The organism is Calditrichia bacterium (assembly GCA_020634975.1).
GTDB lineage: Bacteria > Calditrichota > Calditrichia > RBG-13-44-9 > J075 > JACKAQ01.
Map to the genome: position 1 here is coordinate 1,820,233 of JACKAQ010000001.1, position 14,214 is coordinate 1,834,446.

Consider the following 14,214-nt stretch of genomic DNA (forward strand, 5'->3'; position numbering starts at 1 on the left):
AATTATGGTAGGTGCAAAAAAAAAACGGGACAAAAATAAACTGTCCCGCGAAAATAAGTTACAATTTTTTGCCACTATTTAGTGGGAGGAATCGGTGTGAACGCACGATGCCAGACCGCCGTCAATTTTTTTGATGTGTGATACCAGCCAGTCTGTCAGCTCTTTGTACATCCGCATCGCCAGATCGTCGGAAGCGCCGTTGCGATAATCGCTTTCAAACTGCAAAAATGTTTCAATAAATTTGGCGTGAGCACCTTTGTTGGCTTTTGCTGTCGGACAATTGAACTTTTCCATACATTTTTCTTCGCGCTCAAAATGCCAAACGGTGTAATATTTCAGCAAATTGATGACTTTTTTTACTGCCTGACGCCCTTTTTTCTGCTCGATAACATCCGCAAGTTCATTAATAATATCGATGAGATATTTGTGCTGGATATCCACCGCGCGATTACCGGAACTTAGCGAGTCATCCCAGGCGATTCTCAGAGATCCACTCATGATCCCCTCCTTGTTTGATGATAAATTAGCCCCTTAAACGATACAAAACCAAAAAGCATGGTTGAGCTAAAATATATCGGAATGAGAACGCGACCGGTTGCCGAATTGCACAAGATCCGCAAACGATTTTCTGAAGTGGTGATTTTTTATTGGGGAAGATCGAGCTGCCAATTGCGCAGTTCGGCGAGAAAACGATATTGGGTTAAATCCAGATGCAGCGGCGTTACCGCCACATATTGGCGGGAGATGGCGACTTCGTCCACGTCGTCGTCGGTATCGAGCACCAGTTTTTTGCCACCCAGCCAGTAGTAGGTGCGGTTGGTGAGATCGGTGCGTTTTTCAAAAAATTCCTCAAACCTGCCGCGCCCCTGCCGGGTAATTTTGATACCTTTGATTTCCGAAAGCGGCAATGCGGGAATGTTTACGCTGAGCAACGTATCTTCCGGTATTCCATTTTTTAAAGCAGCATCCGCCAACACTTTTGCCACTTCCGCGGCACCGGAAAAATCGCGGTTGGTGAAGCTGGTGAGGGAAAAAGCAATGGATGGAATGCCCATTATCGCGCCTTCGGTTGCGGCGGAAACTGTCCCGGAATAAATGACATTTACGGCGGCGTTACTGCCCTGATTGATGCCGGAAACGACCAAATCCGGTTTGAATTCCAGAATGCCTTTTACGCCCAATTTTACGCAATCTGCGGGTGTGCCGTTCACCGACCATCCGAAAAATTCGCCGTGGCGTTCCACTTTTGCGACCCGCAGCGGATCAGACAGTGTGATCGCATGCCCAACCGCGCTTTTCTCGGAATCGGGTGCAACCACGTATGGCTCGCCGATGCTTTTCATGGCATTGCACAACGCCCAAATACCGTGAGAAAAAATGCCGTCGTCGTTGGTCACCAGAATTTTTGGGCGTTCGCTCATGAAAATACAGCTCCGTTATTTTCCGTTTTTGGCAGTCGTTCGAGTGGTTTTGGCAGGCGTTTTTGGCGTTTCTGCAGCAACATCTGTTTTGGATTGGTTGTTGGTCATCGGTTCATCCGTGGGTAGCGGCCAAAGCAAACGGAGCAAACGGGCAAGAGTTTCGCGCATCTCGTGGCGATGAACAATCATATCGATAAACCCGTGTTCCTGAACAAATTCCGCGGTCTGGAAACCGTCCGGCAAATCCTGTCCGATGGTTTGTTTGATCACCCGCTGCCCGGCAAAACCGATCAGCGCGCCGGGTTCAGCAATTTGCACATCGCCGAGCATGGCAAAACTGGCGGTTGTTCCGCCGGTTGTCGGATCGGTTAAAATGGCGATAAACGGCACGCCGGCATCTTCCAGCTGCGCCAGCTTTGCGCTGGTTTTCGCCAATTGCATCAGCGAGAGTGCGCTTTCCATCATTCGCGCACCGCCGGATGCGGAAATGATGAGCAACGGATGGCGTTTTTCCCGGGCGATATCGGTTGCACGGGCAATTTTTTCGCCAACAACCGACCCCATACTCCCGCCGATAAACGAGAAATCCATGATTGCCGCAATCACCGGCTGTCCTTCGATAGTGGCAGAACCCGTGACAACAGCGTCGTTTAATCCGGTTGCTTTTTGGGCGGCTTTCAGCCGGTCGGTATATTTTTTGGAATCCTTGAATTTCAGCGGATCAACGGATTTGATGTGCCCGTTGACTTCTTTGAAGCTTTTTTCATCAAAATAAAACTCGATAAATTCTTTACTGGTGATGCGAAAATGGTTGTCACATTTGGGGCAAACGAACATGCGTTTCTGTAATTCCGCACGATAAATGATTTCGCCGCAGTTTTCGCATTTTACCCATAAACCATCTGGTATGGTTTTTTTTTCGCCGGTGTCGATGCCTTTTTTTCGTTTGAACCAATCCATTATTGCACTCCCGATTTATACATCGTTTAAAATACGCACTGAAAGCGACAATGTAAACTAAAAAAAATGACGTCCTTAATATATTGATTTAAATAAACTTACCAAAATTTCGCATCGACCATCAGCAGCAGCGAAATGCCTGCCGCAGCGCCGGAAACGAATAAATTCCATTCGCGGTGTTGCGCGCGGAACACGTTCATAACCAGATATGCCGCACCCATCGTTACAGCAACAATCAGCAATTGCCCGAGCTCCAACCCGACGTTAAACGCGAACAGCGGTTGCAGCAAACTTTCCTCATCGCCGAGCAGCATCCGCAGATAATTGGAAAAACCCATACCGTGGATCAGCCCGAAAAACATTGCCAGTCCATAATTCCAGCTCATTTTCCGGCGCTCGGCCCGTTCAACGTGTTCAAAAATATTCAGAAATGCGGTCACAAAAATGGTCAGCGGGATGAGAAATTCCACGATATCGCCGGGAATGACAAAAACACCCAGCGTTGCCAGCGCCAACGTTAGCGAGTGACCGATCGTAAACGCGGTAACCAGCACCAGAATGTGTTTCCACTGCGCCGCACGATACACAGCACACAGCGCCACGATAAACAACATATGGTCGTATGCCGCCAGATCGGCGATGTGGTTGAATCCCAATTTCAGATAACTTTCAAATGTGGTCATATTTATCAATTATAAAAGGTTAAGGATAAAGGAATATTGATTACGCCTGCGGATCGACTTCTCCTGCGATGGGTTCGTGCAGCAATTTTTTCACCGTTTCCAACGCATTTGGATGGGTGCCCAACAGGTGCATCAGTTTCACAATTACGGCTTCCATTGTCATATCCTGCGCGCCGACGGCACCGGCTTCGGCGATCAATTTGCCGTTCTGGTAGCGTTGCAAATCCACAAATCCGTGGCGGCTCTGCGATGCGATCACCACCAGTTTTCCGGCATCGGAGAGCGATTGCACCAACGGCACCAGCGATTTTTCCTGCGTGGCAACGTTGCCCAATCCCAACGCCTGAACCACAATCGCTTTCAGCGGGGAATCAATCATCCAACGCAAATATTCCGGATGCAGCCCCGGGAAAAAGGGCATCGCCAGCACTTCATCGGAAATGGCGGTGAGCAATTCCGGCTTTCCGGACGGTCGCAAACAATTGTCGTGCAGGGTAATTTCCAATCCCACATCCGCCAGCGGCGGATAATTGGGGCTGACAAACGCGCCGTAATCGATGCCGGAAACCTTTGCAGAACGATTGCCGCGCAACAGTTCCGTGCCGAAAAAAATGCTCACCTCAGGAATATCCCGCGTGGCCAGCTCTGCCGCGTTAATCAGGTTCATCCGGGCATCGGAGCGGATTTCCGCGAGCGGACGCTGCGATCCGGTGAGCACCACCGGTTTCGACAAATTGCGCAACATGTACGATAACGCCGCAGCAGTATAAATCATGGAATCCGTGCCGTGGATAACCACAAATCCGTCGTAATTGGGCAATTCATCAAAAATAAGCGTGGCAAGCTGCTGCCAGTGGGTTGGGGTAATATTGGCGCTATCCAGATTGAACAACGCCCGGAAATCGATTTCAGCGATCTGCCGCAACTCCGGAACAAACTGGGTGATGTTCGCCTGAACCTGATTGGGCGCCAGCGTTGGCGCGGGCTTCAACGGCACCATTCCGAATGTGCCGCCGGTATGTATGATGAGAATTTTTTTCATTTGGGCAACGATTTCAAAACGATTTTGCCACAGAGTCACGGAGAACACAGAGAGGATATAAAATATTGATTTTTGGAACGTTGTGCACTCTGTGTCTCTGTGGCAATTTTTGTGTTTTATGTTGGAAAACTATAAAACGATGCCGCTCAACACACCGGCGATGGTCGCGGTCATCATTGTGGCGAGGGTGCCGCCGAGGACAGCGCGCAAACCGAATTTCGCCAAATCCGACCGGCGATCCGGCGCAATCCCGCCGATGCCGCCAATCTGTATTGCAATGGATGAAAAATTGGCGAATCCGCACAATGCGTAAGTGGCGATAAGTGTTGCTTTTTCAGATAGTTGTCCCGCAGGAATTTGCGATAATTCCAGATAAGCCACAAATTCGTTGATGATTACTTTTTGCCCGATCAACGAACCGATCGTCACGGAATCGCCCCACGGCACACCGATCAGCCAGGCGATCGGGCTGAGCGCGTAGCCGATCAACACTTGCAGCGTAATCGGCTCACCGGCGATGGTCAATCCCAATAGTTCGGTGAAAATGCCCTCAAAAATCCAGTTGACCATGGCAATCAGCGCGATGAACGCCAGCAGCATTCCCGCAACGTTCAACGCCAGCTTCAAACCGTCTGCCGCACCGCTGGCTGCCGCATCAATAATATTGGATGCGGTTTTTTCCACATGCACTTTTACTTCGCCCATGGTTTGGGAGGTTTCGGTTTCCGGCACCAGAACTTTGGCGATGACGATGGTTGCCGGCGCAGCCATAATACTGGCGGAAAGCAGGTGTTTCGCATAGAACAATTGCAGTTGCGGATCGCCGCCGCCGAGCAGACCAACGTATGCCGCCAGCACGCCGCCGGCGATCGTCGCCATCCCGCCGACCATCAGCGTCAACAGTTCCGATTGGGTCATTGGCGACACATACGGGCGCACCACCAACGGCGCTTCTGTTTGCCCGATAAACACGTTCGCCGCAACGGAAATCGATTCCGCACCGCTGACGCGCATGGCTTTGGCCATCACCCACGCCATACCCTGCACCACTTTTTGCATCGCACCGAGGTGATACAAAACAGACATCAGCGAGGAAAAGAAAATGATCGTCGGCAGCACCTGGAACGCGAAATAAAAGCCTTTGCTGCCATCTGCCAGATCACCAAAAATAAACATTGATCCTTCGTTGGTAAACGCAATCACTTTCACAAAAATAGTGCTGATGAAACTAAAAAAACGTGATCCCCAGGTGGTGAGAATAACAATTACGGCAAAGAGCAACTGCAGCCCGATACCGATTCCCACCAATCGCCAACTGATGGCGCCGCGATTGTTGGAAAACAGCACGGCAATACCAACCAACACCGTTAATCCGAATAACCCAAATAGCATATCTGTTAACATAGCTGCTCCAGAACTTGATTTGTCGATGACTGTCACGGCAACAATTGGCAGAAAGCCGGCTAAAACCTGGCGATCACCCCGCGTTGTAAACGTCTATTTTTCAGTTGTTTCCGCAGATTTTTTATTCTCTTTTTTTGCTTCTGCCGGCGGCTCGAAACAGTTGCGGCAACGCGCTTCGTAAATATTCGTCGCGCCGACAACCACGCGGCTGGCATCTTTGCTGGTTCGCTGGGTGAAGGATGCGGGATTGCCGCAGCTCACGCAAATTGCCTGCGTTTTGGTGATGTATTCCGCCATCGCCAGCAGTTGCGGAATGGGCTCAAACGGCTCACCGCGATAGTCCATATCCAGCCCCGCGACGATCACGCGTTTGCCCATATTGGCCAATCGCTGGCATACTTCGATGAGCGTTGCATCAAAAAATTGTGCTTCGTCGATGCCCACAACGTGGCTTTCCAACGCGTTTTCGAGAATTTCGGCGGGACTTTCAACCACCATCGAGGGAATCCGCTGTTCCGAATGCGACACAATGTGATCTTCGCTGTAGCGATTATCGATTTTCGGCTTAAAAATTGCCACTTTTTGCTTTGCGATGAGCGCCCGCCGCAACCGGCGAATCAGCTCTTCGGATTTGCCGCTGAACATGCAACCGCACACCACTTCTATCCACCCGACATTCCGCTGAATTATTGGAACCATTCCAAACTCCAAATTGAAACCCTTTGTTGATTCTTTATTCCACAAAGCCCAAAGATATTCATTCCCACCTAAAGAACAAACAGATTTTTTAAGCGAAAATTCCCGTTCGCGTTTGATTAAACCGCTACCAGAAACCCAAAAAACAACTGAAAAGTTTGAATAATGTCCGCTAAAACTTGCCGGAATATCTATTTTAGGGTTATATTAAAAGATAAAATACGCAACACGTAAACGAACCGGGTTGCACATTGCAAAAGAAATATTTTCAGGGTGAGTTATGATCCGGACACTGCTTTTTTTTATCGCGCTGGGTATTAACACAACGATAGGCGGAATTGGCGTAATGGTGATCGGATTGTTTCAGCGGCATTCCAAAATTGCGCTGGAATGGATTATGAAACCCTGGGCGAAAGCCCTGGTATGGATCGCCGGGATAAAGCTGACGGTAGAAGGCGTGGAAAATGTGGATTTCCGGCAATCGTATATCGTGCTGAGCAATCACCAAAGCCATATGGATATTCCCGTGCTGCTGGCGGCAATGCCCAATCATTTCACCTTTATCGCCAAAAAAGAGCTGTTCCGGATTCCCATTTTTGCCCAGGCAATGCGCGGATTCGGTATTCTGGAAATCGATCGCAGCAACCGCAACCGGGCGATTGCCACGCTAAAAGACGCGGCGCAAATTGCCAAATCCAAAAACATCTCCATTTTGGCATTCCCGGAAGGCACCCGCAGCGAGGACGGGCAGTTGAAGCCGTTCAAGAAAGGGCCGTTTATGCTGGCGCTGGATGCCCGTTTGCCGGTGTTGCCGGTGTCGATCAGCGGCACTTTTCCCATTTTGCCCAAAGGAAAATTGCTCATTCGCGGCGGGCAGCAGGTTCGGGTAACCATTCACCCGCCGGTAATTGTGGAAAATGCCAGTTACGAAAGCCGTGAACAATTAATGGACGAAACCTACCAGCGAGTAGCCTCGGGATTTATGCAATATGAATCATGATTTCAAAAATTTGACAGTGGTGGATCACCCGCTGATCGCCGACAAACTCACCCGGCTCCGGTCGGTGGAAACACCGCATCACGAGTTCAAAATGCTGCTGGATGCCGTCAGCTCGCTGCTGTTTTACGAAGCCAGCCGCAATTTGGCGACCCAAAACCAGCGCATCCGCACACCGCTGGAGCAGGTGGAAATGCCGCGTTTGGCCGGCGATGTGCTGTTGGTGCCCATTTTGCGGGCAGGACTGGCGATGGTCAACGGCATCACGCCGATTTTGCCGGAGGTGATTGTCGGGATGATTGGCATGTATCGCGATCACGATACGCTGCAGCCGGTGGATTATTATTTAAAATTGCCAAAAAACCTGGATCAAAAGCAGGTGTTTCTGGTCGATCCGATGCTGGCGACGGGCGGCAGCGCATCCGATGCGCTGAAAAAGTTGCGGGAGCACGGCGCTAAAACCATCACAATGATTGCGCTGATTGCTGCGCCGGAGGGCGTAAAACGGGTGACGGAAGCTTTCCCGGATGTGCGGATTTTTGCCGCTGCGCTGGATCGCCAGTTGAATGAGATCGGTTACATTTTGCCCGGTCTCGGCGATGCGGGCGACCGTTATTTTGGCGTTTGAGAACCTGCTGTTTGGCGTGTTTCGAATCTCCGCGGCCACTCAACTGGATTTAACAGAAACTATCCACATTTTCAAAAATTTCCGAAAACAAAAAGGCACGCAAATCTGCGTGCCTTTTTTCATTGTGTTTTAATTTCGTTGCGAAGCCCGTGCTCCGCGATGCCGGTTTATTCGCTCGCTTCCGGCCAAATGCCGATTTCCTTAAAATAGCGGATCGCACCGGGATGGAACGGCGTGCCGGTATCGCGAATCACGTTTTTGGGGTTGATCGCCCGTCCCGCCGGATGCTGCTTTACTACCGCTTCCCGCTGTTCGTATAAAATTTTGGTGAATTGATACACCGTTTCTTCCGCCACATTTGCCGATGTAACCAAATGCATAGAACCCACGTTAAGCCCTTGATATTCATCAACTTGTCCGCGATAGGTTTCTGCCGGAATATTTGCCGCGTTGAAAAAGGGGTAATCCGCGATCAGCTTTTCCCGTGCCGCCGCGTCAAACGGAATGAAGACGATATCCTGCGTTGCGCATGCCTGCGTGATCGATGCTGTTGGCACCGCGCCGCCCAAAAATGCGGCAGCCGCGGAACCATCGGCGAGCATGTCCACTGCGCCGGCCTGCGTGTTGTTCAACGGCGTGAAATCGTCATATGTCAATCCGTGCGCCGCTAAAATCGGGCGGATAAAATATTCGAATCCCGCACCGGCGGGACCGACCACTACCCGCTTTCCGCGCAAATCTGCTATCGAATTGATATTATTGGACTTCGGTGCGATAAACAGCGCGATATTCGGCGCCAGCGTCATCACCGAACGGACGGTGTAGGCTTTCTCCCAATCGCCTTCGCCGCGCACTGCGAAATAGGAAATCGCTGCGTTGGCCATCGCAAAATCGAGTTCGCCGCGGTCCAGCCGCCGGATATTTTCCTGCGTGCCTTTGGTCGCTTCCGCGGAAATTTGCCAGCCTGATTCGCCGGCGTTATCGTTTACGGTTTGGGCAATCGCGCCGCCAACCACAAAAAATGCCCCGCCGGGCGGTGCCGTTCCCAAGCTCAAAAATTGCCGGTCGGCAGGTTTGGCGGATTGTTGTTCGGCATCGCCGCCACCGCCGCACGCCAAAAACAATCCCGCACCAACCAGCAAAACAACGCCGATTGCCGTGTATTTTCTGAAATTTCTGATCGAAAATTGCATGTATTTCCCCGTTATTTGATTGATTTTTTTCCGATTATTTCGCGCCTCGCCGACATTCGCTAACGCGAAAATATGCGAAATTGTTGTGCAAAGTTGAGAAATTTTTATATTTAAAGCTAAAGATAGCGTAATTCATTCAATAAAAAAAGTGGACGGATATGCAGTTAAAATATGTTTTGGCGATTTGGGGACTGTTATTTTGTATCGCGGCGACCGCGAATGTACCGCAGAAAAAATGGATTGTCGGCACAAAGGAAGCAGCGCCGTTTTCCATGAAACAGCCGGACGGCAGTTGGCGCGGCATCAGCATCGACCTGTGGGAACAGATCGCCAAAAACGAAGGCTACACCTTTGAATATCGCGAAATGAGCCTCGAAGAAATGCTGCAGGGGCTGGAAAACAACCAGATTGACCTCGCCGTTGCGGCACTGACCATCACACCGGATCGCGAAAAAGCGTTCGATTTCAGCCACGCGTTTTACAACACCGGGCTGAGCGTTGCGGTGCGCACAACCGGCGGAAACACCTACTGGCAGCTATTTTTGGGATTATTCTCCAAAGATTTTTTGCAAGTTGTTGCGGCGCTCGCGCTGTTGCTTTTTGCCGTAGGCGCGCTGGTTTGGCTGGTGGAACGCCGCCGCAATCCCGAACAATTTGGCGGCACGGCGATGCACGGGCTCGGCGCCGGTTTCTGGTGGTCGGCAGTCACGATGACCACCGTCGGCTATGGCGATAAAGCACCGGTCACCTTTTGGGGACGCATCCTCGGGCTGATCTGGATGTTTATGGCAATCATCATTATTTCGAGCTTTACGGCGGGTATCGCATCTGCGTTAACGGTGAACCAGTTGCAATCGAACATCAACAGTGCGGATGATTTGCGGCATGTGAAAGTCGCTACGGTGCGCGGCTCCACCAGCGAAAATTATCTGGTTCGCGATAACATCGGGCACCGCAGTTTTGACACGATCGGCAGTGCGCTGCAAGCCGTTGCCGACGGAACGGTGGACGCCGCCGTGTACGACGCGCCGATTCTGCGATACCTCGCCCAAAGCGAATATCAGGGATCGCTGAATGTGCTGCCGTTCACCTTCTCCCGGCAGGATTACGGCATCGGGCTACCGGATAGCAGCGACCTGCGCGAGCCGCTCAACCGGGCGTTGCTTTCGGAAATCCGTCGCGAAGAGTGGGAGAATGTGCTGAAGCGCTATCTCGGGGAATAATATATGTTTAAAGAGTTAAATTACCACAACGTCGTAAAACGCGCTGTGGTAAATATTTTCCTGAACAAATTATTCAGAGATTCCTGCCTGCGCAGGAATGACACAACAATATGCTGAGCGATTATTTCTCCAATAACTGATTCATCGCTTTAGCCAGTTTGAAATCGAATTCGGTGAGTCCGCCGGCGTCGTGCGTATCCAGATCGATCACCACTTTATTGTAAACATTAAACCATGCCGGGTGGTGATTTTGCTTTTCGGCGAGGATCGCTGCGCGAGTCATGAATCCGAATGCCGCCACAAAATCCGGGAACTGGATTTCCCGGTGCAGCTTGCCGTCGACAATTTTCCAACCGGGAATTTCACCCAACATTTTTTTTGCATCTGTCTCATTTATTTTTGTCCTGCTGGTCATATTTCCTCCTTTGGTTTGATTATTCAAGATATGTCGACCAATTGCAGTTGTCAACCGTTTGCCAAATCTCAAGTTTGCGAATCTTGCCTGTTTATGCTAAATTGTCACCGACCAACATCGGGAAGCGTTGACGGCACCTGCTGACAAATTGAAATTTTCTGGCTCACCTGCCGGAAAAACAGTTTACCATCCAATTTTTATTTGGGGAAATTGATGCTGGGACAATCCATTCTCCATTACAACATCATCGAAAAGCTCGGCGAAGGCGGAATGGGCGTGGTGTATCTCGCTGAAGATACGCGGCTCGGGCGAAATGTTGCCATCAAATTTTTGCCGGATCATATTGCCAACGACAGCGAATCGCGGGAGCGGTTTGTCAACGAGGCAAAAGCAGCCGCTGCGCTCAATCACCCCAACATCGCCCAAATTTACGCCATCGAAAATAGCGAAGATGCACAATTTATTGTGATGGAATATGTTGACGGTAACGAACTCATTGAGGCGATTCGTGAATCGCCCCTACATCCAGAGGTTGCCATCGACTACGCAAACCAAATTGCGAACGGGTTGCATGCAGCACATGAAAAAGGCATTATTCATCGCGATATCAAACCGACGAACATCATGATTACCGGTGACGGGCAGGTGAAAATCATGGATTTCGGGCTGGCGAAAATGGCCGATGCCGCGCTGAAAACCCGCCAGGGCACAACACTCGGCACTTTCGCATACATGAGCCCGGAGCAGGCGCAGGGCATGACGGTCGATTATCGCACCGACATCTGGTCGCTGGGCGTGGTGTTTTATCAAATGATTGCCGGAAAAGCACCGTTCGAGGGCGATTACGAACAGGTGCTGATTTACGCCATCCTCAACGAATCGCCGGAAAAACTCGCGGAAACGCGACCGGAAATTCCCGCCGAAATCGATGCGATTATCGAAAAAGCGCTCGCCAAAAATCCCGATGAACGCTTTGCGACGATGGCGGAAATGATCGCCGCGCTGAATGCGATTCAATCAAAACCAGGTAAAAGCGCAGGCGAAACAAAATTGCCCAAAGAAGATCCGCAGGCAGAGCAAATCGGGCCGTATAAAATTCGTCAGCAGATCGGCGAGGGCGGCATGGGCGAAGTGTATCTCGCGGAGCAAATCGCCCCGGTGCGCCGAAAAGTAGCGCTCAAAATCATCAAATTGGGGATGGACAGCAAACAAATTGTGGCGCGATTCGAAGCGGAACGGCAGGCGCTGGCAGTGATGGATCATCCGAACATCGCCAAAGTTTTTGAAGCCGGAACCACCGACAAAGGTCGCCCATATTTTGTGATGGAATACGTTCCCGGCGTGCCGTTGAACACCTATTGCGATACGGAACGGCTTTCCACCAACGAACGGCTGGAGTTGTTCACCGCCATCTGCGGTGCCGTGCAGCATGCTCACCAAAAGGGCGTTATTCACCGCGATTTGAAGCCGTCGAACATCCTCGTTTCGCTGCAGGACGGCAAACCGGTGCCCAAAATTATCGATTTCGGCATCGCGAAAGCAATCCACACGCCGCTCACCGACAGCACGTTGGTGACTGCCATCGGCGAGGTGGTGGGCACGCCCGCATACATGAGCCCGGAGCAACTGGAAAATTCCCAACTGGATATTGACACGCGATCGGATATTTATTCGCTCGGCGTGATACTGTTTGAATTGCTCGCCGGCGCGTTGCCCTTCGATTTCAGCGAATACCAAAAACCGGGCGATTCGCTGCAAAAAATGATTCGCGAAACCGATCCGCCAACGCCCAGCAAACGGCTGCAAACCATCGGCGATGTGCGGGAAAAAATCGCCAGAAATCGCCGCACGGATGCCGGATCGCTGCACAAAAAGCTCGCGGGCGATCTCGACTGGATCACCGTGAAAGCGATGGAAAAAGATCGCAATCGCCGCTACGAGACCGCTAACGGTTTGGCGATGGACATCCGGCGATATTTGAATGACGAACCGGTTTTTGCGCGACCGCCGAGCGCAGGCTACCGTATTTCAAAATTTGTGCGGCGCAACCGATTGGCGGTGATCGCTGCCGGCGTTGCCGTTTCAGGATTGCTGATCGGGTTCATTTTCGCAACAGCCGGATTTGTCCGCGCCACCAAAGCGGAGCAGAAAGCCTCCCGCGAAGCTGAATCTGCCCGGCAAGTCTCCAATTTTTTGATCGATCTGTTCAAAATTTCCGATCCCACCGAAGCCGTTGGCGACACGATTTCTGCGCGGCAATTGCTCGACCGCAGCGCCGAGCGCATCGGCGCAGAGCTCAAAAATGAGCCGGTAATTCAGGCGCGACTAATGCACACGATGGGCAAAGTATATTCGGAAATGGGGCTGTTCGGGCGATCCAAACCGCTGCTGGATTCCGCGCTGGCCAAACAGCGGGCGCTGCTCGACACCCAAAATCCGGAACTCGGCGCGACGCTGCACGATCTCGGTTACACTTATTATCAGCTTGGCGAATTTGACAGTGCGCAGGTGCTGATGGAACAATCGCTGCAAATTTTCCGCGAAAACGGCAATCACGAAAAAGTGGTGCAAAATCTCCGGCAGCTCGGCGATGTCTGGGAGGAAAAAGGCGACCAGGAAAAGCAGCTCAACTATCATCAGGAATCTGTTGAATATGCTGAACAAACCATCGGTAAAAATAATATTCAGTACGCGGAATCGGTGTCGAAACTCTCGTTTGCGCTGGCAAATCAGGGCAAATACGAGGCAGCGGAGCCGCTGGTTCGGGAAGCGTTGCGCATCGCCAAAGCGCAGGTCGGCGACGATCACTGGCTGACCAGCCGCATCAAAATTGATCTCGCGTGGTGGCTGCTGGATTTGAGCCGCAACGACGAAGCCGTCCAATTGTTCAACGAGGCGCTGGAAACATTCAAAAAAATATACGGGCCGGATCATCCGGAAACGGCCATCGCGATGAGCAATCTGGCGTCCACTTACACATCGCTCAATCGCCACGAAGATGCCATTGAACTGCACAAACAGGCAGTAACCATTTTCAAAAAACGCTACGGCAATGTGCATTACGACGTGGCAACGGCGATGAACAATTACGGACGTTCGCTGGTGCTCAAAGGCGATTACGACGCTGCGGAAAAAGTGTTGTGGGAAGTGGTGTCCATTTACGAAACGCTATATGGCAAAGACACGCCGCGACCGGCGGCAGCATACACCAATCTCGGTCGCGCTGCACTCGCAAAAAAGGATTTCCGGCGGGCTGAGGAATACCTCAAAAAAGCGGTGGCGATGTTTACCGAACTGGTTGGCGATGCGCATCCGGTGCTCAGCTATCCCATGTTTGAACTGGCGAAGCTGAAAACCGAAACCGGCGATGTTGCGGCAGCGGAAGTGGTTTTCCGGCAGGTAATCGCGCTTCGCGAAGCGGCATTTGGCGAAGCCAACGAAGAAGTGCTGCAAGCCCAAACCGCTTATGCCGCGTTACTGCGGCAGATGAATCGCCCGGCAGCAGCAGATTCGGTAGTAAAACGGGTAGCAGAGATGTCGATTCAAAATTGA

General features: G+C 51.3%; 13 protein-coding genes. 4 read left to right on the top strand and 9 right to left on the bottom strand.

All coding sequences use genetic code 11. The annotated features are described in order from the left end of the window. Positions 1 to 78 precede the first annotated feature (78 nt). The 7 genes from H6629_07405 to H6629_07435 all read right to left on the bottom strand — a co-directional run bounded on the left by H6629_07405 (position 79) and on the right by H6629_07435 (position 6,209). On the bottom strand, positions 79 to 498 hold the full coding sequence (locus H6629_07405) for a hemerythrin family protein (protein ID MCB9067619.1): 420 nt from the start codon (positions 496 to 498) through the stop codon (positions 79 to 81). Between the two features lie 146 nt (positions 499 to 644). Next, a complete protein-coding gene (gene surE, locus H6629_07410) occupies positions 645 to 1,421 on the bottom strand; it encodes a 5'/3'-nucleotidase SurE (GenBank protein MCB9067620.1) in 777 nt (258 codons plus the stop codon). 15 nt (positions 1,422 to 1,436) lie between these two features. Further along, positions 1,437 to 2,381, bottom strand: coding sequence for an acetyl-CoA carboxylase carboxyltransferase subunit beta (locus tag H6629_07415; GenBank protein ID MCB9067621.1), 945 nt, complete (start codon positions 2,379 to 2,381; stop codon positions 1,437 to 1,439). Between the two features lie 98 nt (positions 2,382 to 2,479). After that, complete coding sequence (locus H6629_07420) at positions 2,480 to 3,064, bottom strand: HupE/UreJ family protein (GenBank protein MCB9067622.1); 585 nt, start codon at positions 3,062 to 3,064, stop codon at positions 2,480 to 2,482. A 40-nt stretch (positions 3,065 to 3,104) separates the two neighbouring features. Beyond that, positions 3,105 to 4,106, bottom strand: coding sequence for an asparaginase (locus H6629_07425; GenBank protein MCB9067623.1), 1,002 nt, complete (start codon positions 4,104 to 4,106; stop codon positions 3,105 to 3,107). A 129-nt stretch (positions 4,107 to 4,235) separates the two neighbouring features. After that, a complete protein-coding gene (locus tag H6629_07430) occupies positions 4,236 to 5,510 on the bottom strand; it encodes a NupC/NupG family nucleoside CNT transporter (protein MCB9067624.1) in 1,275 nt (424 codons plus the stop codon). Between the two features lie 93 nt (positions 5,511 to 5,603). After that, a complete protein-coding gene (locus tag H6629_07435) occupies positions 5,604 to 6,209 on the bottom strand; it encodes a thymidine kinase (GenBank protein MCB9067625.1) in 606 nt (201 codons plus the stop codon). A 277-nt stretch (positions 6,210 to 6,486) separates the two neighbouring features. Here H6629_07435 and H6629_07440 point away from each other — a divergent pair, with 277 nt between their 5' ends. Together H6629_07440 and upp are read left to right on the top strand one after the other, a co-directional pair. Then, entirely contained in the window at positions 6,487 to 7,206 is a 720-nt protein-coding gene (locus tag H6629_07440; GenBank protein MCB9067626.1) for a 1-acyl-sn-glycerol-3-phosphate acyltransferase, read from the top strand. Further along, positions 7,196 to 7,831: a uracil phosphoribosyltransferase gene (gene upp, locus H6629_07445; GenBank protein MCB9067627.1), complete on the top strand. Its 636-nt coding sequence runs from the start codon at positions 7,196 to 7,198 to the stop codon at positions 7,829 to 7,831. Before H6629_07440 ends, upp begins: the two co-directional genes overlap by 11 nt. A gap of 167 nt (positions 7,832 to 7,998) precedes the next feature. On the opposite strand, the gene H6629_07450 is transcribed toward upp, so the two are convergent. After that, the gene (locus tag H6629_07450) at positions 7,999 to 9,024 is read right to left on the bottom strand and encodes a TAXI family TRAP transporter solute-binding subunit (protein MCB9067628.1); all 1,026 of its coding nucleotides are present in this window, start codon (positions 9,022 to 9,024) and stop codon (positions 7,999 to 8,001) included. 158 nt (positions 9,025 to 9,182) lie between these two features. Between H6629_07450 and H6629_07455 the strand changes: the two genes are divergently transcribed. Next, complete coding sequence (locus H6629_07455; protein ID MCB9067629.1) at positions 9,183 to 10,247, top strand: transporter substrate-binding domain-containing protein; 1,065 nt, start codon at positions 9,183 to 9,185, stop codon at positions 10,245 to 10,247. A gap of 121 nt (positions 10,248 to 10,368) precedes the next feature. Here H6629_07455 and H6629_07460 read toward each other — a convergent pair whose 3' ends face one another. Next, on the bottom strand, positions 10,369 to 10,662 hold the full coding sequence (locus H6629_07460) for a 4a-hydroxytetrahydrobiopterin dehydratase (protein ID MCB9067630.1): 294 nt from the start codon (positions 10,660 to 10,662) through the stop codon (positions 10,369 to 10,371). A gap of 213 nt (positions 10,663 to 10,875) precedes the next feature. Here H6629_07460 and H6629_07465 point away from each other — a divergent pair, with 213 nt between their 5' ends. Then, a complete protein-coding gene (locus tag H6629_07465) occupies positions 10,876 to 14,214 on the top strand; it encodes a serine/threonine protein kinase (protein ID MCB9067631.1) in 3,339 nt (1,112 codons plus the stop codon).